Below are 20,474 nucleotides of genomic sequence, written 5' to 3'. Positions count from 1 at the left end.
CGCGTTGTTGCTACAGTCTGCGGGGCGCAAGGGCAAGAGCGGGGGCGGTCATCATGCTGCGGTCGCGCGGGCTATTCGGCCAGCAGCATATGGATCAGGCCAATGCCCAGAACCACGGCACTGCCACTTACCGCGCCAATCGCGAGGGAGCCTGTGATCGCGCCGGCATCGCCGCCACCGGCCAAAGTCACGATGCGCTCGGGCCCCAGCACCGACACGAGATATGCGCCAAGTCCTGCGCCCGCGAGCCCGGCGAGCGAGTTTCCGATCGTGCCAAGGCCCGTTTCCTTGATCAGCCCACCCGCGACATTGCCGGCGATGGCCCCCGCGATCAGGCTCAGGATCAGTTCCATGCCATGCTCCTTCGATGATCCAGGGACCGGGGTGCGTCCCCGCTCACAGCCCCTCTTTGAGCAATCTCTGCTTCTGCCGGTTCCAGTCGCGCTTGGCGTCGGTCGCGCGCTTGTCGTGGTTCTTCTTGCCCTTGGCGATCCCGATCTTGAGCTTGGCGATGCCGCGATGATTGAAATACAGCACCAGCGGCACCAGCGTCATGCCCTTGCGCTGCGTCGCGTTCCACATCCGGGCCAGTTCCTTTTTCGAGGCCAGAAGCTTGCGCCGCCGTTTCTCGTCGTGACCAAAGGTCTTGGCCTGCTCATAAGGCGCGATATAGGAGTTCACGAGCCACAATTCGCCATTCTCGACCATCGCATAGCTCTCGGCGATATTGGCGCTGTTGACGCGCAGGGATTTGACCTCGGACCCTTCCAGGATGATTCCGCATTCCAGATCGTCCTCGATGGCATAATCGTAGCGCGCCCGCCGATTTTCGGCGATCACCTTGTAGTTCGGATTTTCCTTTGTCTTGGCCATCGGGCTTACCTAATGCCGCGCGATTGCGCTGTCCAGCGGGGACGATATTCTTTCACCGCATTGAAACGAGTCAACAATCGGCGTTTCCGCGATTACTCGGCTGCGCGTCGCAGGTTTGCCATCAGGAGGTGGAATTTCTCGCCCTGAATGGCGACATGGCCTCGCAGCACCTCGGCGGCGCGCTGCGCCTCGCCTGCGCGCAGCGCCTCGACGACCGCCTCATGCTCGGCCATGGACTGCGCCATTCGACCGCGCAGCCGCAGCTGCATCCGGCGAAAGGGTTTCAGGCGCCGGTGCAGGCGCAGCGCCTCTTGTTCGAGAAACGAGTTTCCGGCCTCATGATAGATGAGGTGATGAAAATGTTCGTTTTCCCTGTAGTAGCCATCGGTATCATCTGCCGCGATGGCCTCGGTGCACAGGGCGTTGGCGCTGTCCAGGTCGCGCAGGGCCGATTCCGAGATGCGATGTGCGGCAAGCCGTCCGCAAACGCCCTCGATCTCGGCCATGGTTTCGAACATTTCCATCAGTTCGACAAGACCCGGCTGGCGGATGAACACCCCCCGTCTTGGGATTTGCTCGGCCAGACCCGAGGCGACAAGCCTTTGTAAAGCCTCGCGGATTGGCGTGCGGGACACGTTGAATTGACCGGCCAGGCGGATTTCGTCAAGCCGGTCGCCATCGTTGAACCCGCCCGTGAAGACCAGCTCCTCGAGCGCGTCAGCAATGATATCGGCGCGACGCATTTCCATAAAAAAACTGTAGCGAGAGCGGGTTTTGTGCGCAAGTAGGAAAGTCTTGTATACAAAAATCTTGACTCTGAATTCAAAACTCCAAACACTGCCCCTTATGCTCACGGGTCATCAGGCCCACGGCAGTAATGGGAGGAAAACATGAAACACACCTTTATGGCGGCCACCGCCGCAACCGCGCTGCTTCTGGGAGGAATGGCAAACGCCGCCGATCTGCGCCTGTCGCATCAGTGGTCCAACAATGACGTGCGTCACAAGGTGGCGCAAATCGTCGCCGACGAAGTCGCCGCCGCCGATGTCGATCTCGAGATCAAGATTTTCGGGTCCAAGTCTTTGTTCAAGCCGCGCGAGCAGTATACCCCGCTCAGCCGTGGGCAGCTTGACATGACGGTCCTGCCGCTCAGCTACGCGGGCGGCCAGCAACCGGCCTATAACCTGACCCTGATGCCGGGGCTGGTGAAGAACCACGACCACGCCGCGCGCCTGTCGAACAGCCCCTTCATGGAGGCGCTCGAGGCCAAGATGGCCGAAGATGACGTTATGGTGCTGGTGCATGGCTATCTCGCGGGCGGCTTTGCCGGCAAGGAAAAGTGCATCACCAAGCCCGATGACATTCAGGGCCTCCAGACCCGTGCGGCGGGCAAGGCATTCGAGCAGATGCTGGCGGGCGCCGGTGCCTCGATCGCCTCGATGGCGTCGTCCGAGATCTACAACGCCATGCAAACCGGCGTTCTGGATGCGGCCAACACCTCGTCCTCGTCCTTTGTCTCGTACCGGATTTACGAGCAGGTGAGCTGCTACACGCCTGCGGGCGACGTGGCGCTGTGGTTCATGTATCAGCCGCTGCTGATGAACAAGACCACCTTTGAAGGGCTGACCGAAGATCAGCAGGCCGCGCTGATGGCCGGGGCGGAAAAGGCCGAGGCCTATTACCTTGAAGAGGCCAAGAAACAGGACGCCAATTCTGTCGAGGTGTTCGAGAAGGCGGGTGTCGAGATTGCCCACATGACGCCGGAGGAATTCGACGCATGGCGCGCCATCGCGCAGGAAACCTCTTACAAGGCGTTTGTCGAGCAGGTGCCCGACGGGCAGGAGCTGCTCGATATGGCGCTCGCCGTCGAGTGACGTGACCTGCATGCCGCGCCCCTCTGACCGGGTGCGGCATGTCTCGACCCAAATGACCCAAATCCAGACGACCATCAGGAGTGCCAAATGGCTGGCCAGACCTCGGGCGCCGTCGCGCGCACCGGAAATAACCCCTTCTTGCGCGCCGTCGCCGCGATCTCGAGCCTTGCGGGCTGGGTCTCGGCGGGCATGATCGTCTCGGCGGTGCTGATCACCTGTCAGATGATCTGGATCCGTTTCGTGATGAACGGCTCGACCATCTGGCAAACCGAGGCGGTGATCTATCTCATGATCGCGGCGACCCTGTTGGGCTTGCCTTACGTGCAGCGCCTGCGCGGGCATGTGAACGTGGACCTCATTCCGCTCGCCCTGCCGCGCCGGATGCGCAAGGGGCTGGCGGTTTTGACGCTGTCGCTGTCGATTGCCGTGGTCAGCGTCATGCTCTGGTACGGCTATGAATTCTGGCATTTCGCCTGGGCGCGCGGCTGGACCTCGGATACCATCTGGGCAGTGCGGCTGTGGATCCCCTATCTCGCCATTCCGGTGGGCTTTGCCCTGTTCCTCTTGCAACTGGTGGCCGATCTCGTGGCGCTGATCCTCGATATCGACACCCCATTCGGACTGGAGGACGCCTGATGGACCCGCTTCTGCTTGGCCTTATCGTCGCCATCGTGACCATCGTCGTGCTGTTCTCAGGTGTTTCGGTCGCGCTCGGTCTGCTGATCGTCTCGGGCGGCTTTCTGATCGTCTTCGACGGGATGCGGTCGCTCGAACTCATGCCGGAAATCTTCTTTGGCAAGCTCGACAATTTCGCGCTCCTGTCGATTCCGATGTTCATCATTATGGGGGCCTCTATCGCCTCGACCCGTGCGGGTGCCGATCTTTATGAGGCGCTGGAGCGGTGGCTGACCCGAGTGCCGGGTGGCCTCGTCATCTCCAACCTCGGGGCTTGCGCGCTCTTTTCGGCGATGTCGGGCTCTTCGCCTGCCACCTGTGCCGCCATCGGCAAGATGGGCATCCCCGAGATGCGCAAGCGCGGATACCCTGATTCCGTCGCCGCGGGCTCCATCGCGGCGGGTGGTACGCTCGGGATTCTCATTCCGCCATCGGTCACGATGATCGTTTACGGCATCGCAACGGAAACCTCGATTGGCCGCCTGTTTCTGGCGGGGGTCATTCCCGGGCTGCTGTTGGTCGCGCTCTTCATGGCGTGGTCGCTCTACCAGACATGGAAGGCGGGCGATGTGCGCCTGATCGGTGCCAAACCCTACACATGGGCGCAAAAGATCGAGATCCTGCCGCGCGTTCTGCCGTTTCTCGCGATCATCCTCGGCGTGCTCTATGCGATGTATGGCGGCATCGCCACGCCGTCCGAGACTGCGGCGGTCGGGGCGCTGCTGTGTCTGGTGATCGCCATGGTGATCTACAAGCTGTGGGATCCACGTGCGCTCTGGGTGGTGTTGCGCGACAGCACCCGCGAGAGTGTGATGATCCTCTTTATCATCGCGGCGGCGGGGGTGTTTTCCTACATGCTGTCCTCGCTCTTCATCACCCAATCCATCGCGGAATGGATCGGCACGCTTGACGTCAATCGCTGGATTCTTATGGGCGCGATCAACGTCTTTCTGCTGATCGCAGGCTTCTTCCTGCCGCCCGTCGCGGTGATTCTGATGGCAGCCCCGATCCTGTTGCCGATCATCACCACCGCCGGGTTCGACCCGATCTGGTTTGCCGTGGTGCTGACCATCAACATGGAAATCGGCCTGATTTCGCCGCCCGTGGGCCTCAACCTCTATGTGATCAACGGCATCGCACCCGATATCAAGCTCAAGACGATCCTCGTCGGCTCGCTGCCCTATGTCGGCTGCATGATCCTCGCGATCATCCTCTTGTGCCTGTTCCCGGGACTGGCCACATGGTTGCCGAATGCAGTGATGGGACTGGGCTGATGAGCGTACTGGCGGATCTTCTCTCAACGGTGTTCGAGCGGCGCTATCGCGGTGCCGCAGAGCCCGACCGGCAAAACCGCAGCATCGAGGCGCTGTGCCGCGATCTTCTGGGTAGTTCCGGCGAGGTGTCGGGCATGGCCCTCTCGCGGCTGATCCTTGATCGCTACGCGGGCATGGACGATGCGGGCAAACTGGCGTTTTTCGAGTTTCTGACGCAGGATATGGGCGTCGACCCCGAGGCGGTGCGCGACACGCTCGATGCGTTCGAGACGACGCCCGACCGCAGCACCTACCGCGCCTTCATGACCGCCGCCGAGCCGCCGCGACAGGAGCTTGCCCGCCGTCTCAATCAGGTGCCGGGGGCCACGGCGCAGCTTGTGGCGATGCGCTCGGATCTCTTGCGTCTCGCGCACGACACTCCGGGCCTTTCGGTGGTCGATCTCGATCTCAAGCATCTTTTTGCCTCGTGGTTCAATCGCGGCTTTCTGGTGCTGCGCCCGATCAACTGGACCAGTTCGGCGGATGTGCTGGAAAAGATCATCGCCTATGAGGCGGTGCATGCCATTGACAGCTGGGACGACCTGCGCCGCCGGTTGCAACCCACGGACCGGCGCTGTTTCGGCTTTTTCCACCCGGCGATGCCCGACGAGCCGCTGATTTTTGTCGAGGTCGCGCTCAGCCGGGGTGTTCCCGGCGCGATCCATGACGTGCTGTCGGAAGAGCGCGAGGCCATCGCGCCGGATGCCGCCGACACCGCCGTGTTCTACTCGATCTCCAACTGCCAGTCGGGGCTGGCGGGCATTTCATTCGGCAACTCGCTGATCAAGCAGGTGGCGGCAGACCTGTCGCAGGAATTGCCCAATCTCAAGACCTTCGTAACCCTGTCGCCGATTCCCGGCCTCACCCGCTGGCTGTCGGAGCGTGACAAGACCATGCCCGACGACGACGACGCCCGCCGTCAGATCACCGCGCAGTACCTGCTCCATGCCAAGCGCGACAAGGGCGGGCCCTATGACCCGGTGGCGCGGTTTCATCTGGGCAACGGGGCCTCGGTCCATGCGATCCATGCGGGGGCCGACCGCTCGCGCAACGGGCAAAAGCAATCCGGCGGCGTGATGGTGAATTACCTTTACGACCTGCGGCAGATTTCGCAGAACCACGAGCGATTTGCGGCCTCGGGCGAGATCGCCGCCTCGTCAGAGGTGACGGCCCTCGCCTCTGCGGCCGCCAAGACGACGGAATGAAGGACAAGACCATGGCCAACCCTCTCTATGACACGCTGTTCGGTCGCCATGCGGGCCGCAGCGCCCCGTTTCTCCACCTCGGCGACGGGCAAACGCTCAGCTATGACGCCTTTCTGCGGCTGACCGCGCGCTATGCCCATGCGTTCCGCGCGGCGGGGCTTGCGCCCGGCGACCGGCTCGCGGCGCAGATCGAGAAATCGCCCGAGGCGCTTGCGGTCTATGCGGCCTGCGTGCAGGCGGGCATCGTCTTTTTGCCGCTCAACACCGGCTATACCGGGGATGAGCTGTCGTATTTCGTGAGCGACAGCGGCGCGAAACTGCTGCTGTGCGATCCGGGCAAGGCCGACGCGCTCGGGCCGGTGGCCGAGGCGGCAGGGGCCGCACTGATGACGCTCGACGCAGGCGGCACCGGCACATTGACGGATGCGGCGCGTGATCTGCCCGAGACATTCGACACCACGCCGCGCGAGGGCGACGACCTTGCGGCGTTTCTCTACACCTCTGGCACCACAGGCCGCTCCAAGGGGGCGATGCTGACGCAGACCAACCTCTTGTCCAATGCCGAGGTTCTGGTCGACTATTGGCGGTTCAGCGCCGAGGATGTGCTGCTGCATGCGCTGCCGATCTTTCACACGCATGGGCTGTTTGTCGCGACCAACATCATCCTGCTGGCGGGCGGAACGATGATCTTTCTGCCGAAATTCGACGTGGACACGGTGATCGCGCAACTGCCGCGCGCCACCTCGATGATGGGGGTGCCGACCTTTTACACCCGCCTGCTGGACGATCCGCGTTTTACCCGCGAGCTGGTGGCGCATATGCGGCTCTTCACCTCTGGCTCGGCGCCGCTTCTGGCGGAGACGCATGTGGCGTTCGAGGAGCGCACCGGCCACCGCATCCTTGAGCGCTACGGCATGACCGAGACCAACATGAACACATCGAACCCTTATGACGGCGCGCGCCGGGCGGGGACCGTGGGCTTTCCGCTGCCGGGTGTGGATCTCAAGATCACCGATCCGCAGACCGGCGAGACCCTGCCGCAGGGCGAGATCGGGCTGATCGAGGTGCGCGGCCCGAATGTGTTCAAGGGCTATTGGAACATGCCCGAAAAGACCGCCGAGGAGCTGCGCGACAACGGCTTTTTCATCACCGGCGATCTGGGGCTGATCGACGATCAGGGCTATGTGCAGATCGTCGGGCGCAACAAGGACCTGATTATTTCAGGCGGCTACAACATCTACCCCAAGGAAATCGAATTGCTGCTCGACGATCAGCCCGGCGTTCTGGAAAGCGCGGTGGTGGGCGTGCCGCATCCCGATTTCGGCGAGACGGTGGTGGGCTTTCTGGTGCCGCAAAAGGGCGAAACGCTTGACCTTGATGCGATTGCCGCTGCCGCGTCGCAGAGCCTTGCGCGGTTCAAGCATCCGCGCAAGCTTATCGTGCTCGACGCCTTGCCGCGCAACACGATGGGCAAGGTGCAAAAGAACGTGCTGCGCAAGGAATACGAGGGGCTGTTTGCGCCCGCCTGACGACTGAAGCGAGAGCTGATTCACGGCCCGGTGCCCGATGGCACCGGGTCTTGTAGCGGCGACTTCTCTCGTCTCCGACCAAAGTATGAAGCTTGCCAAGCCATTAAAATTAAAACATAAAAATAGGTTTTCTTGTGCGCTTTCGCCAGTGGTGGCGAGTTGGCGTGAAAAAATCTCACATCTCAACCTTTTTTGCTAAAGTATTCGCATGGGGCGATCCCGCCACCGCCAAGTCCTTGACGGAGACCGTTCATGTTCCGCAAATTCCTGCTTGCTGTCGCAAGCCTTGTGTCGCTTGCGCAGACTGCCACCGCGCAGGAGGTCAACGCCGCCGTGCTGCGGGTGGATTACCCCGCGCTCTTGCCGGTGTCGCGCCTCGATTTGCGGCCCGAAGATCTGGGCTTTGCCGGCGCGCAATTGGCGACCGAGGATAATCAAACCACCGGGCGCTTCATGGGGCAGACCTATGTCACGCAGGCCGTGGCCGCGACGCCCGAAACTGCGCTGGCGGAATTTGAGCGGTTGCAGGGCGAAGGTGTCCGGTTCTTTGCCGTGCAGGCACGGGCCGAAGATCTGTTGGCGATGTCGCAGGCCGCCGCAGAGGGCACGCTGATCCTCAACACCCTCGCGCCTGATACGGCGCTGCGCAGCGATGGCTGCCGGGGCAATATCCTGCATGTTGTCCCGTCGCGCCGCATGTTCGCGGATGGGTTGGCGCAATTTCTGATCTGGAAGAAATGGCCACGCTGGGCGCTCATCCATGGCTCGCATCCCGAGGACATCGCGCTGGCCGACGCATACCGTGCCGCTGCCACCAAGTTCGGCGGCCGGATTGTTGCGGAAAAAGAGTTTACCGACACGGGGGGCGCGCGGCGAACCGATAGCGGGCATGTGCAGGTGCAACGGCAACTGCCGACATTCACGCAGGATCTGGCCGACCATGACGTGATCATTGCCGCCGATGAGACGGATGTTTTCGCGACCTACCTGCCGTTTCATACCTGGCAACCGTCTCCGGTTACCGGGTCTGCTGGTTTGCGCCCGGTGTCGTGGCATCCGGCGCTGGAGGCATGGGGGGGCACGCAGTTTCAGCATCGTTTCGAGGAATTGACGGGCCGGCGTATGCGGTCTGAAGATTATAACGCCTGGCTCGCGTTGCGTGTGATCGGAGAGGCGGTCACCCGCACGCAGAGCGCCGACCCCGCGACCGTGCGCAGCTATGCGCTGAGCGAGAATTTTGAATTGGCCGCGTTCAAGGGGCAGGCGCTGACCTTTCGCAACTGGAACGGCCAGATGCGCCAGCCGATCCTGTTGGCCGATGGCCGGATCACCCTGAGTGTATCCCCGCAGGAGGGGTTTCTGCATCAACGTTCGCTTTTGGATACGCTCGGTCTCGATCAGCCCGAGAGCGCCTGTACCGCCTTTGACCAATAGGAGAGACGCCCATGAAACGCCTTGCCCTTGCCACAGCCCTTGCCGCCCTGATGACCAGCCCCGCGCTGGCGGGAAAGGTGTTTGTCAGCAACGAACGCGGCAATACGATCACTGTTGTGGACAGCGAGACCTGGGAGGTGATCACCGAGTTTCCGGCTGGCAACCGCCCGCGCGGCATCACTGCCAGCCCCGATGGCAAGCATCTTTATGTGTGCGCCTCGGATGACAATCTGGTGCGGGTGTTCGACACCGAGACCTATGAGGAACTTCATACGCTGCCGTCGGGGCCGGACCCCGAATTGTTTGTGCTGCACCCGTCTGGCAACCCGCTCTATATCGCCAATGAGGACGACAACCTGGTGACCGTCACGGATGTGGACACCCATACCATTCTTGCCGAAGTGCCGGTCGGTGTTGAGCCGGAGGGCATGGGAATATCGCCGGATGGCAAATATGTGGTCAACACCTCAGAGACCACGAACATGGCGCATTTCATCGACACCACGTCCTATGAGATCGTGCAGAACACGCTCGTCGATCAGCGCCCGCGGTTTGCGCAATATACGGCGGATGGCGAGCACCTCTTTGTCAGCGCCGAAATCGGTGGCACGGTCAGCGTGATCAACCCGGATGGCGGCGCGATCGAGCACAAGATCAGCTTTGAGGTGCCGGGCATTGCGCCTGAATTGCTACAGCCGGTGGGCGTGCGGGTGACATCCGATGGCAAAAAGATCTTTGTGGCGCTGGGCCCGTCGAACCGCGTGGCGCTGGTCAATGGCGAGACGTTCGAGGTCGAGAAATACCTGCTCGTGGGGCAGCGTGTCTGGCAACTCGCCTTCGATGCCGAAGAAAAGTTTCTTTATACCACCAACGGCAATTCCAATGACATCTCGATCATCGACGTGGAGGCCGAGACGGTCGTCAAATCGGTGCAGGTGGGGCAGCAGCCCTGGGGTGTCGTGGTCGTGTCTGATTGATCCAACAGGGAAGAGGAAGAAGTGATGAAACATATACTGACCGCTGCCGCGTTTGCCATGCTGGCGGCCCCCGCCCATGCCGCGCCGCTCTGCGACGATATGGGGTTTGCCGGGCTATTGGCCAAGTGCAACCGAGGCGATGAGATCGCGGTTACGCTGGCCTCGGGCAAGCCCTTGGGCGAGGGGCCGATCACCCTGCAATCGGGTGCCTATTACGAGATGGAAATCACCGCAGACGGCAGCGCCGAATTGGCGCTGACCGGACCGGACTTCTTTCGCGCGATCTGGATGGACGAGATTGTGATCAACGACATCGAGATTCGCCCGATGGCGATCGACAGTTTCGAGTTTGACGACGCGGGAACCGCCGAGTTTTCGTTTATCGCCATCAAACCCGGCCGCTATAACATGCTGATCCCCGGGACCACGGGCGACAGTCAACGGATCGAGTTCATCATTCAATAGCCTTCCGGCCCGGTCTATGTTGTAACTGGACCGGGCAGGAACGGGGTATCATGACAGGGCTGAAAGTTGAGCGGCTTGGCTTTTCCTATGGCGCGAAACGCGCGTTGGAGAATGTGAGCTTTGACGTGGAGCAGGGCGCGTTTTGTGCGCTGCTCGGCCCCAATGGCGCGGGGAAATCGACGCTCTTTGCCCTGTTGACGCGTCTGTTTACCACCCGCGAGGGGCGGTTGACGGTGATGGGGCATGACATCGCCCGTGCGCCACGTCAGGCGCTGGCGCGGATCGGGGTCGTCTTTCAACAGTCAACGCTTGATCTGGACCTGAGCGTGCGGCGGAACCTGCGCTATTTCGCGGCGCTGCACGGGCTTGCCGGACGCGAGGCCGAGACGCGGATCGAGGCGGCGCTCGAACGTATGGCGATGCGCGAGCGTGCGGACGAGCTGGCGCGCGACCTCAATGGCGGGCATCGCAGGCGCACCGAGATCGCCCGCGCGCTGGTGCACCGCCCCGCCGTTCTGTTGCTGGATGAGCCGACTGTCGGTCTGGATGCCGAGGCGCGCCGCGCCATCACCGCCCATGTGCATGATCTGTGTGCCAGTGACGGGCTGACCGCGCTCTGGGCCACGCATTTGACCGATGAGGTCTGGCCCGATGACCGGCTGGTGATCCTGCATAACGGCCGGGTGCTGGCCGATGGCACCGCCCGCGAGATCGCCGGGCAAGAGGGCCTGACCGAGCGGTTCCTGAATTTGACCGGGGCGCCGGTATGAGGGCGCTGCTGACCGCGCTCTGGGCTATCGTCGCGCGGGAGGCGCTTCGATTCTCGCGGCAGCGGTCGCGGTTCGTGTCGGCCCTGGTGCGGCCTCTGGTCTGGCTGGTGGTGTTTGCCGCAGGGTTTCGCGCGGCGCTGGGCCTGTCGATTATTCCGCCGTACCAGACCTATATCACTTACGAGACCTATATCGTGCCGGGGCTGTGCGGGATGATCCTGTTGTTCAATGGCATGCAATCCTCGCTCAGTCTGGTTTACGACCGCGAGATGGGGTCGATGCGGCTCTTGCTGACAAGCCCGTTGCCGCGCTGGTGGCTGCTGTTTTCCAAGATCCTGGCGGGCACGGCGGTGTCGGTGCTGCAATGTTACGCGTTTCTTGGCATTGCGGCGGCGATGGGGATCACCATGCCGCTCATGGGCTATGTCTATGTTCTTCCGGCTCTCATTCTGGGCGGTGTCATGCTTGGCGCGCTTGGCGTGGCGCTGTCATCCTTCATCAGTCAGATGGAGAATTTTGCAGGTGTGATGAATTTCGTGATCTTTCCGACGTTTTTCATGTCGACCGCGCTCTATCCGCTCTGGCGTATGGCGGAAAGCTCTGTGCTGTTGCGTGACATTTGCGCGTTCAATCCGTTCAGTCATACGGTCGAGCTCATTCGCTTTGCTCTATACGAGCAGTTCAATGGCATGGCGCTCTTGTGGACGATGCTTGCCGGTATGATCTTTCTTGGCCTTGCGCTTTGGGGCTATGATCCGGGGCGCGGGCTGATGCGGAGGCGTGGATGAAACCGATGTCAGACCTTGGTGTGAGTATGCCGATGCGAGACCCTTTGATAGGATAATGTCATGACACCGAAATCGGCGCATATTTCCGGCACCCGGCCCGCGCCTGCGGGCAACGGGACCTTTGGCGCCGCGCTGATCGTCGACGATCATCCGCTGTTTTGCGACGCGCTCTCCATGACGCTCAAATCGGTGGCTGGCATTTCAAGCATCGAGACGGCGGAGAGCCTTGATGCGGCCATGGCCATGATCGCCGACAATGGCCCGCCGGATATCATCGTGCTCGACCTCAACCTGCCGGATGTGACCGGCCTCGACGGTCTGGCGCGGCTCAAGTCCGTGGCGGATGAGACGCCGATTGTCGTGGTCTCTTCGATGTCCGAGAGCCGCATGGTGTGTTCTGTCATCCATGCCGGTGCGGCGGGCTTTGTCCCGAAGCACAGCCAACGCCCGGTTTTTCGCGCGGCGTTCGAGGCCATCGCGGCGGGCGAAGTGTTTGTTCCGGAAGGTGTGGTCCTGACCGAAACGCCGGATCAACCGGTGACCGACCGCGACGAGGCGGTCGAGCGATTGGGCCACCTGACCCGTCAACAGGCGCGTATTCTGCAGCTGATCTGCGAGGGGCGGTTGAACAAGCAGATCGCCTATGAGTTGTCGATTGCGGAAACCACGGTCAAGACCCATGTCACGGCGATCATGCGCAAGCTGGGCGTGCAAACCCGCACCCAAGCGGTGCTGATCGCGCAAATGGCCAGCTTCTCTAACGTCTTGCGCGAGAGCGACTAACCGGACTAACCTTTCCCAAGGGGCGGAGGGGCCCCACGGGAGGAGACATGGACAGCAGCCTGATGCACCCGGGCGCGCTGGGTTGCGACACAATCGTCGCGCGCGCCGAGGTTCCGCATGACGCACCCGACGCCATTGGCCGCCTGCGCCGTGCCATGGGCGAGACGCGTCTGGCGCTCGTGCTGTTCTTTGTCGCCCCCGAAGCGGATTTCGACGGGCTGATGGCCGAGGCAAGCCGGGTCTTTTCCGAAACGCGGTGCGTGGGCTGTACCACCGCCGGAGAGATCGGGATGGGGGGCTATGTCAGTGGCAGTATCGTCGCCATCGGCTTTGCCGCCGATCATTTTCACGCGGTTCTTCAGATCGTGACCCCGCTCGACGATCTCGACAGCACGGCCTGCGTGTCGCAGACCGTACGCGCGCGCGCCTGGCTGGGGACGCAGGCCGGTGACGCGCTGCCCAATGAGTTTGCCTTTCTCGCCGTCGATGGCCTCTCGCTCAAGGAGGATGAGCTGGTCTCGGCGATTGCGGCGGGGCTGGGCCCGATGCCGCTCTTCGGAGGGTCCGCCGCGGATGGTGAGCGCTATGCGCAGACGCTGATTTCGTGCGACGGGATCACGCTTCGCAATGCCGCCGTGGTGTGCCTCATGCGGACCGATTGCCCGGTGCGGGTGTTTCGGCTCGATCATTTCGAGCCGACCGACCGGCGCATGGTTGTGACAGATGCCGACCCGGCGCGGCGCATCGTTCACCAGATCAACGCAGAGGTGGCCGCCGAGGAATATGCCCGCATCCTTGGGTGCCGGGTCGAGGATCTGACCGCGTCGACCTTTGCCGGGAATCCGGTTGTCGTGCGTATCGGCGGCCAGCATCATGTGCGCGCCATCCAATGCGCCGAGGCAAATGGGGATCTGCAATTCTTTTCCGCCATCGACGAGGGTCTGGTGCTGACCTTGGCGCAATCTCAGGACATGGTGGCACATCTGGATCGAGAGCTGGCGGCATTGGCGCATGAGACCGAGCCGCTGACGGTGCTGGCCTGTGACTGCATCCTGCGCCGGACCGAGGTGCAGCAACGCCAGATCGGCCCGCAGATCTCGCGTATTCTGGCGGCGCATCGGGTGGTCGGGTTTTCCACCTATGGCGAGCAGATCAACGGGCTGCATGTCAATCAGACAATGACCGGGGTGGCGATCTACCCCCCGAACGGACGCTAGGACATGATGGACGGGTTGATCGACCGTTCCGATCCGCTGGAGCGGCAGAACGACAAATTGCTCAAGATCATCGAGGTGCTGATGCGCCGCGTCGAACAGGTGACTGACGATGGCGGCGTAGCCTATGCCCATTTCGAGCGGGCCGTGATCCTCGAAGACCAGATCACCGAGCGGACCCGCGATCTGGAGCACGCGCTCGACCTGCTCAACGATTCGAACGCGCAATTGGCGCAGGCCACGCGGCAGGCCGAGCGTGCGCGCTCTGATCTGGCCAATGCCATCGAGACGATCCAAGAGGGCTTTGCTCTGTTTGACAGTGATGGGCAACTGGTGCTGCACAACAGCCGGTTTGGCATGTACATGCCCGATCTGGTGGCCGAATTGCGCCCCGGTCTCGAATTTGCCGACTACGTGCGACATGCCAGCGAGAGCCGCTTTCTGGAGCTGCCAGATGCGCAGAGCAGCGGTGAGTGGGCGGCACGACGGATGCAGCTGCATCAGGAAAAGCATGTCATGTTCAATCTCAACCTGACCGGCGATTGCTGGGTGCAGGTGAGTGAACATCGCACGCGTGACGGCCAGACCGTTATCCTGCAAACCGATATCACCGATATCATCCGGCTGGAACGCCGCGAACGTGGCAAGATGCTGGACGATCAGGCGCAGCTGATCCGCGCCACGCTCGAACATATTGATCAGGGTGTCTGTATCTTTGACAGGGGTGGCCAGTTGCGGGGCTGGAACCAGAATGCGGGCGGAATGCTCTCGATACCGGTATCGAGATTTCGCGTCGGTATCGAGTTTGACGTGATCCTGCGCCGCATCGGCAGTGATTTCGAGATCGAAGGAGGCCTGACGCCGCGTGACATCGCGGCTTGGGTGGCCGCATCGGACCGGCGCGCGCCGCTGCGTTTCTACATGCGGTCGGGCGCACACAAGACGCTGGATGTCTTTGCCCGTCAGATGCCCGACCGGGGCTTTGTCATCAGCTTTTCGGATGTAACGTCCGAACGGGCGGCGGCCCGTGCCCTGGCCCATGCCAACGAGCGGCTGGAGCAGCGGGTGCGTGACCGCACGCTCGAACTGGAGGACGCGCTCGCCAAGGCAGAGCGCGCCAATGCCTCCAAGTCGCGCTTTGTCGCGGCGGCGAGTCATGACCTGCGTCAGCCGCTATCGGCGGCGCGGCTCTATCTGGCGTCAATTGAAGAAGAGCTTGCCAGCTCCGAGCATCGCACGCTCATGGACAAGGCACAGCGTGCGCTGACCAGTGTCGAGGATATCATCGACGCGCTGCTCGATATCTCACGGCTGGAATCGGGGCATGTCGAGGTGGATGTGACGCATGTGCCCCTGCGCCGTATCCTCGATCAACTGTTCGATGAATTCGCCCCGGCTGCGGCCCTCAAGGGGCTTGACCTGCGCTATGTCCCCTGTGCCGCCACGGTTGAGAGCGACTCGAGCTATCTGAGGCGGATTCTGCAAAACCTTATCGCCAACGCGATCCGGTATACCGGGTCCGGCAAGGTGTTGGTCGGTGCGCGGCGCCAGGGGCGGAATCTGAGACTTGAGGTGCGCGATACGGGACCGGGTATCGCGCCCGCAGATCAGGACCGGATCTTTCAGGAATTTCACCGGCTCGATGCTCATGTCAGTGCTGCCGAGGGCATGGGGCTGGGTCTTGCCATTGTCGAACGCGCCTGCGCGCTGTTGGGGCATCCTCTGGAATTACGCTCGGATCTGGGCTGTGGCGCCTGCTTTAGCGTGACCGTGCCCTTGGTGCATTCCGGACGTCCCGGCCAAGAGGTGCGGATCGTCACTCATTCCGGTGGCGCACGCCCGTCGTTGGATGGGCGGATCGTGCTGCTTGTCGAGAAAGACCCGGATTTGCGGCAGGCCATGACCCTGCTCTTGCAGGGCTGGGGGGCAGACGTGGTCGACGCGAGCAACCTCGCGGAGGCCGAAGCGCAGTTGGCGGATCTCGGTCTCAGTCCTGATGCGATGCTGGTGGATTATGAACTGGAGGACGGTGTGCTCGGACCTCAGGTGGTGTCGCGTATCGTGGCACGACACGGCGAGATCCCCACCCGGATCATCACCGGCCACCTCTCTGCGGAGGTGCGTGCACACTGTAGTTCAGAGGGGCTGGACGTGTTGGCAAAACCACTTGTGCCCGCGCAGCTCGAAGCATTCCTGGCGGTCCCGGCATCAACCTGACGCCCGGACGAAAAAAGCAAGAGGCGGCCGGCTGGCCGCCTCTCAGGGTGGGTTACTTGGGCATGATCACCCCGTCGATGACGTGGATCACACCGTTGCTGGCCTCGATATCGGCCTGCACCACGTTGGCGCCATCGACGGTAACACCGCCCTCGGTGCCGATGGTGACCTCGCCGCCCTCTACGGTGGCGGCGGTCATGCCGTCGCTGAGGTCGCCCGACATGACCTTGCCCGGCACCACGTGATAGGTGAGGATCGCGGTCAGCTTGTCCTTGTTCTCGGGCTTGAGCAGGTCTTCGACGGTGCCTTCGGGCAGGGCGGCGAAGGCCTCGTTGGTCGGAGCGAAGACGGTGAACGGGCCGTCGCCCTTCAACGTCTCGACAAGGTCTGCGGCCTGAACGGCGGCGACGAGGGTGGAGAAGCTGTCATTGCCCGCGGCGATATCGACGATGTCCTTGGAGTGGTCATCGGCGAAGGCGGGGCCTGCCATCAGGGTGGCTGCGGTCAGGGCAAGATAGGTTCTGCGAAACATCTGTGTCGTCTCCTTTTGAGCATCAGTTTCAAGTGATGCCTGCGTGGCATCATGGCGAGACCTACGCGCCGAAGGTGCCACTGGTTCACAGGGGATTTCCGCCGATGCGATTTGACGAAACCGGGCGGCTCGCTAAGCCTCGGGGATTTGTAACATCCAGTCACGTTTTTGTGTTCTCACGGACAATCGCCTGCGTTTCAGGGGCGTTTCAAACGGGCTGTCCTGTCATTATGCCGCGCCCGGGCCAATGGCCCGGATGGCGTGATAACGCCTTGTCACAGGCCTGTGCCGGGTGATTTCACCGCTTGCCTGCCCCCTGCGAAAGGCGCAGTTTGCGAGGTGACACCGCGCGCGCGGGGTATTGGATCATTGGAGATTTCAAAATGGGGTATGTGACGCAGATCCTCGAGGTTCTGGCGCTGTTGTTCGTGTTGCTTCTGGGGGTCGTGGTCTTTGTCGCGGTGCTGTTCTACATCCTCGACAAGACGCAGCCCGGCGACGCGATCCGGCGCAATTATCCGGTGATCGGGCGGTTTCGCGGGCTGTTCACCAAGCTGGGCGAATTTTTCCGACAGTATTTCTTTGCGATGGACCGCGAGGAGATGCCGTTCAACCGCGCGCAGCGGGATTGGGTGAGCCACGCCACCAAGGGCAAGGGCAACACGATCGCCTTCGGCTCGACCCGCAATCTCGGGGTGCCGGGGACGCCGATCTTTGTGCCCGCCGCCTTTCCGCCGCTCGACGATCAGTTCGCGGTGACAGCGCCGATGGAGATCGGGCCGACGGCGGCGATTCCCTACAAGGCCAAGTCGATCTTCAACGTCTCGGGCATGAGCTATGGCGCGATTTCGCGCCCGGCGGTCGAGGCGCTGAGCCGGGGCGCGGCCAGGGCGGGCATCTGGCTCAATACCGGCGAGGGCGGGGTCAGCCCGTTCCACTTCAAGGGCGGCTGCGATCTGGTCTATCAGATCGGCACTGCGAAATACGGCGTGCGCGATGCGCTGGGCAAGCTGAGCGATGAGCGCTTGCGCGAGGTGTCGGACAATCCCTGTATCAAGATGTTCGAGTTGAAGCTGGCGCAGGGGGCCAAGCCCGGCAAGGGCGGCATCCTTCCCGGTGAGAAGGTCAGTTCCGAGATCGCCGACATTCGCGGCATCGAGATCGGCAAGGACAGCATCTCGCCCAACCGCCATGCCGAGATCAACGATTACGGCGAGCTCTTGGACATGATCGTGCATATCCGCGAGGTGACCGGGCGGCCCGTCGGCTTCAAGACCGTCGTCGGCTCGTCCGAGGCGTGGGAGGCGATGTTCGAGCTGATCGTCGCACGCGGCACCGATTGCGCGCCCGATTTCATCACCATCGACGGCGGCGAGGGCGGCACCGGGGCCGCGCCCATGCCGCTGATGGATCTGGTCGGCATGCCGATCCGCGAGGCCTTGCCGCGCATGGTGGACCTGCGCGACCGGTACGGCCTCAAGAACCGCATCCGCATGATCGCGAGCGGCAAGCTGATCAATCCCGGCGATGTGGCCTGGGCGCTCTGTGCCGGGGCGGATTTCGTCACCTCGGCGCGTGGCTTCATGTTCTCGTTGGGCTGCATTCAGGCGCTGAAGTGCAATCGCAACACCTGCCCCACCGGGATCACCACCCATGACAAGCATCTGCAACGCGGGCTGGTCGTCGAGGACAAATACGTCAAGGTCGCCAGTTACGCGCAATCGGTGATCAAGGAGGTCGAGATGATCGCCCATTCCGTGGGCGTGGCCGAACCGCGCCAGATGCGGCGGCGGCATGTGCGGCTGGTGCAGGCCGATGGCTCCTCGATCCCGTTCAACAAGATCCGGCCAAGTTACAACCCGGACGCGGCTTTGTGATCGGCTGATTTGAAACCCTCGGCTGGCATGACGCGTGTCTGTCTCTATATTATGCAGGACAGATCAGGAGGATGACATGGCCAACCGCTGGACGAATACGCTGCTTGAGCGTGACGTGACACCCGAGAGTATCTATCTCAACCGACGGCAGATGATCGCGGGGGCGGCGGGCCTTGGCCTCATCGGCGGGGCCGGGGGCGCACAGGCACAGGACGGTGCGCTGGAGCCCAATAGCTGGGAGGATATCACCAGCTACAACAACTATTACGAGTTCGGCACCGACAAGGGCGACCCGGCCCGTTATGCCGACGCGCTGACGATCGAGCCGTGGAGCGTGCGCATCGACGGTCTGGTGGACAAGCCCGGCGACTATGCCTTTGATGAGATCATGGCGAAGATGACGGTCGAGGAGCGGCTCTACCGCTTCCGCTGTGTCGAGGCGTGGTCGATGGTGGTGCCGTGGAACGGCTTTGAGCTGGCGGATCTGCTGAGCCTCGCCGGCGTGCAATCGGGTGCCAAATACGTGGCCTTCGAGACCGTGCTGCGCCCCGACGAAATGCCCGGTGTGCGCTATCCCGTGCTCGACTGGCCCTATGTCGAGGGGCTGCGGCTGGATGAGGCGATGCACCCGCTGACGATCATGGCCACGGGCATCTATGGCCGCGACATCCCCAACCAGAACGGCGCGCCGCTGCGCCTGATCGTGCCGTGGAAATACGGGTTCAAGTCGATCAAGTCGGTGGTGCGGATCACGCTGACCGACGCGGAGCCGCCGACCAGCTGGAACAAGGCCAATGCCAGCGAATACGGGTTCTATTCCAACGTGAACCCCGAGGTCGATCACCCGCGCTGGTCGCAAGCCACCGAACGCCGCATCGGCGGCGGGCTGTTTTCGTCGCGTATCCCGACGCAGATGTTCAACGGTTACGGTGACGAGGTGGCGGCGCTCTATGAGGGCATGGACCTGACCAAGCACTTCTGATGCTGGTGGACCGGATCAATACCGTGGTGCGGCGTGTGCCGGTCTGGTCGGTGTGGCTGATCCTGTTGGTGCCCGCCGTCTGGACGTTTTATCTGGGTCTGACCGGCGGCCTTGGGGCGGAACCGATCAAGGCGCTGGAGCGGGAGCTGGGCGAGGTTGCGTTGCAGTTGGTGATTCTCGGTCTCTGCATCACGCCGCTGCGCCGGTTCCTCGGGCTCAACCTGATCCGCTTTCGCCGGGCAATCGGCCTGCTGGCCTTTACCTATGTCGCGCTGCATCTGCTGGTCTGGCTGGTGCTCGACGTGCAGATCCCGGCGCAGATCTGGGCCGATATCGTCAAGCGGCCTTATGTGACGGTCGGCTTTACCGCCTTTCTGATGATGATTCCGCTGGCCCTGACCTCCAATGACTGGTCGCTGCGCCGCCTTGGGCCGCGCTGGCGGCGGTTGCACAAGCTGACATACGGGGTGGCGGTGCTGGGTGCGGTGCACTTCATCTGGCTCAGCAAGGGATTTCAGATCGAGCCATTGATCTATCTGGCGGCGATTCTGGCGCTTCTGGCGCTGCGCCTGCGCGTAAGATGGCGAACGCAGCGGGCGTGAGTCGGCCTTTATGATCAGAGATCCTGCCGGGATTGCGGGGGAAATCGCGCTCTGTTGGGGGTAACTCTGTGGATAACCCAAGATCCGGGATCGGGGCGAAATCAGCGCCGAAAGAATGTTGCGTGCGCGGCCCTGAAACTGACGTTAATTTCCCTTAACCTATTTTAATCACGGAGAAATCCGCTTCTTTGAAAAAAACATGACAAAAGGCGAAAAAGGGGGTTGCGGGTTTGGTGAGCTATCCGTAAAAGCCCTTTCACCGGCGGCGCTGAGGTGCTGCTGGGACGCTGGACGGGACGGGGCTGATGCTCTGGAGTGCGAGGCGGGATAGAATATCTGAGGTATGATTGGCGGGTTGCGCTAG

Annotated in this window: 20 protein-coding genes; 16 read left to right on the top strand and 4 right to left on the bottom strand. The window is 62.3% G+C overall.

The features are described 5' to 3' along the window. Nucleotides 1-71: 71 nt before the first annotated feature. The 3 genes from Q0X85_RS10370 to Q0X85_RS10360 all read right to left on the bottom strand — a co-directional run bounded on the left by Q0X85_RS10370 (nucleotide 72) and on the right by Q0X85_RS10360 (nucleotide 1,622). On the bottom strand, nucleotides 72-353 hold the full coding sequence (locus Q0X85_RS10370; protein ID WP_297771828.1) for a hypothetical protein: 282 nt from the start codon (nucleotides 351-353) through the stop codon (nucleotides 72-74). Nucleotides 354-396: 43 nt separating this feature from the next. Beyond that, complete coding sequence (smpB, locus tag Q0X85_RS10365) at nucleotides 397-873, bottom strand: SsrA-binding protein SmpB (RefSeq protein WP_297771827.1); 477 nt, start codon at nucleotides 871-873, stop codon at nucleotides 397-399. A gap of 92 nt (nucleotides 874-965) precedes the next feature. Then, a complete protein-coding gene (locus Q0X85_RS10360; protein ID WP_297771826.1) occupies nucleotides 966-1,622 on the bottom strand; it encodes a GntR family transcriptional regulator in 657 nt (218 codons plus the stop codon). Nucleotides 1,623-1,763: 141 nt separating this feature from the next. Here Q0X85_RS10360 and dctP point away from each other — a divergent pair, with 141 nt between their 5' ends. The 13 genes from dctP to Q0X85_RS10295 all read left to right on the top strand — a co-directional run bounded on the left by dctP (nucleotide 1,764) and on the right by Q0X85_RS10295 (nucleotide 16,117). Next, a complete protein-coding gene (dctP, locus tag Q0X85_RS10355) occupies nucleotides 1,764-2,747 on the top strand; it encodes a TRAP transporter substrate-binding protein DctP (RefSeq protein WP_297771825.1) in 984 nt (327 codons plus the stop codon). Nucleotides 2,748-2,834: 87 nt separating this feature from the next. Beyond that, nucleotides 2,835-3,383 (top strand): TRAP transporter small permease, encoded by a 549-nt coding sequence (locus Q0X85_RS10350; protein WP_297771824.1) that lies wholly within the window; start codon nucleotides 2,835-2,837, stop codon nucleotides 3,381-3,383. Then, a complete protein-coding gene (locus tag Q0X85_RS10345; RefSeq protein WP_297771823.1) occupies nucleotides 3,383-4,696 on the top strand; it encodes a TRAP transporter large permease in 1,314 nt (437 codons plus the stop codon). The genes Q0X85_RS10350 and Q0X85_RS10345 overlap by 1 nt, the downstream gene beginning before the upstream one ends. Continuing rightward, nucleotides 4,696-5,940 (top strand): malonyl-CoA decarboxylase, encoded by a 1,245-nt coding sequence (locus tag Q0X85_RS10340; RefSeq protein WP_297771822.1) that lies wholly within the window; start codon nucleotides 4,696-4,698, stop codon nucleotides 5,938-5,940. The genes Q0X85_RS10345 and Q0X85_RS10340 overlap by 1 nt, the downstream gene beginning before the upstream one ends. A gap of 11 nt (nucleotides 5,941-5,951) precedes the next feature. Beyond that, on the top strand, nucleotides 5,952-7,469 hold the full coding sequence (locus Q0X85_RS10335) for a malonyl-CoA synthase (RefSeq protein WP_297771821.1): 1,518 nt from the start codon (nucleotides 5,952-5,954) through the stop codon (nucleotides 7,467-7,469). A gap of 252 nt (nucleotides 7,470-7,721) precedes the next feature. Then, nucleotides 7,722-8,903: an ABC transporter substrate-binding protein gene (locus tag Q0X85_RS10330; protein ID WP_297771820.1), complete on the top strand. Its 1,182-nt coding sequence runs from the start codon at nucleotides 7,722-7,724 to the stop codon at nucleotides 8,901-8,903. Between the two features lie 11 nt (nucleotides 8,904-8,914). Continuing rightward, a complete protein-coding gene (locus tag Q0X85_RS10325; RefSeq protein WP_297771819.1) occupies nucleotides 8,915-9,880 on the top strand; it encodes a YVTN family beta-propeller repeat protein in 966 nt (321 codons plus the stop codon). Between the two features lie 24 nt (nucleotides 9,881-9,904). Continuing rightward, the gene (locus Q0X85_RS10320) at nucleotides 9,905-10,345 is read left to right on the top strand and encodes a hypothetical protein (RefSeq protein ID WP_297771818.1); all 441 of its coding nucleotides are present in this window, start codon (nucleotides 9,905-9,907) and stop codon (nucleotides 10,343-10,345) included. 50 nt (nucleotides 10,346-10,395) lie between these two features. Then, nucleotides 10,396-11,115: an ABC transporter ATP-binding protein gene (locus Q0X85_RS10315; RefSeq protein ID WP_297771817.1), complete on the top strand. Its 720-nt coding sequence runs from the start codon at nucleotides 10,396-10,398 to the stop codon at nucleotides 11,113-11,115. Next, nucleotides 11,112-11,903, top strand: a complete 792-nt coding sequence (locus Q0X85_RS10310; protein WP_297771816.1) for an ABC transporter permease — start codon at nucleotides 11,112-11,114, stop codon at nucleotides 11,901-11,903. The genes Q0X85_RS10315 and Q0X85_RS10310 overlap by 4 nt, the downstream gene beginning before the upstream one ends. A 60-nt stretch (nucleotides 11,904-11,963) precedes the next feature. After that, nucleotides 11,964-12,686 (top strand): response regulator transcription factor, encoded by a 723-nt coding sequence (locus tag Q0X85_RS10305; RefSeq protein ID WP_297771815.1) that lies wholly within the window; start codon nucleotides 11,964-11,966, stop codon nucleotides 12,684-12,686. Nucleotides 12,687-12,733: 47 nt separating this feature from the next. Then, nucleotides 12,734-13,903, top strand: a complete 1,170-nt coding sequence (locus tag Q0X85_RS10300) for an FIST N-terminal domain-containing protein (protein ID WP_297771814.1) — start codon at nucleotides 12,734-12,736, stop codon at nucleotides 13,901-13,903. A gap of 3 nt (nucleotides 13,904-13,906) precedes the next feature. Beyond that, nucleotides 13,907-16,117, top strand: coding sequence for a PAS-domain containing protein (locus Q0X85_RS10295; RefSeq protein WP_297771813.1), 2,211 nt, complete (start codon nucleotides 13,907-13,909; stop codon nucleotides 16,115-16,117). 52 nt (nucleotides 16,118-16,169) lie between these two features. Here Q0X85_RS10295 and Q0X85_RS10290 read toward each other — a convergent pair whose 3' ends face one another. Then, complete coding sequence (locus tag Q0X85_RS10290) at nucleotides 16,170-16,649, bottom strand: fasciclin domain-containing protein (RefSeq protein ID WP_297771812.1); 480 nt, start codon at nucleotides 16,647-16,649, stop codon at nucleotides 16,170-16,172. Between the two features lie 383 nt (nucleotides 16,650-17,032). On the opposite strand from Q0X85_RS10290, the gene Q0X85_RS10285 reads away from it, so the two are divergent. The 3 genes from Q0X85_RS10285 (at nucleotide 17,033) to msrQ (ending at nucleotide 20,110) form a co-directional block, all read left to right on the top strand. Continuing rightward, complete coding sequence (locus tag Q0X85_RS10285; protein WP_297771811.1) at nucleotides 17,033-18,526, top strand: FMN-binding glutamate synthase family protein; 1,494 nt, start codon at nucleotides 17,033-17,035, stop codon at nucleotides 18,524-18,526. Between the two features lie 76 nt (nucleotides 18,527-18,602). Next, entirely contained in the window at nucleotides 18,603-19,508 is a 906-nt protein-coding gene (msrP, locus tag Q0X85_RS10280) for a protein-methionine-sulfoxide reductase catalytic subunit MsrP (protein WP_297771810.1), read from the top strand. Beyond that, nucleotides 19,508-20,110 (top strand): protein-methionine-sulfoxide reductase heme-binding subunit MsrQ, encoded by a 603-nt coding sequence (gene msrQ, locus Q0X85_RS10275; protein WP_297771809.1) that lies wholly within the window; start codon nucleotides 19,508-19,510, stop codon nucleotides 20,108-20,110. Before msrP ends, msrQ begins: the two co-directional genes overlap by 1 nt. Nucleotides 20,111-20,474 lie beyond the last annotated feature (364 nt).

This window comes from uncultured Roseovarius sp. (genome assembly GCF_947259555.1).
GTDB lineage: Bacteria > Pseudomonadota > Alphaproteobacteria > Rhodobacterales > Rhodobacteraceae > Roseovarius.
The sequence above is the reverse complement of the archived record's forward strand: the minus strand, read 5'-3'. Positions and strand labels throughout refer to the sequence as shown.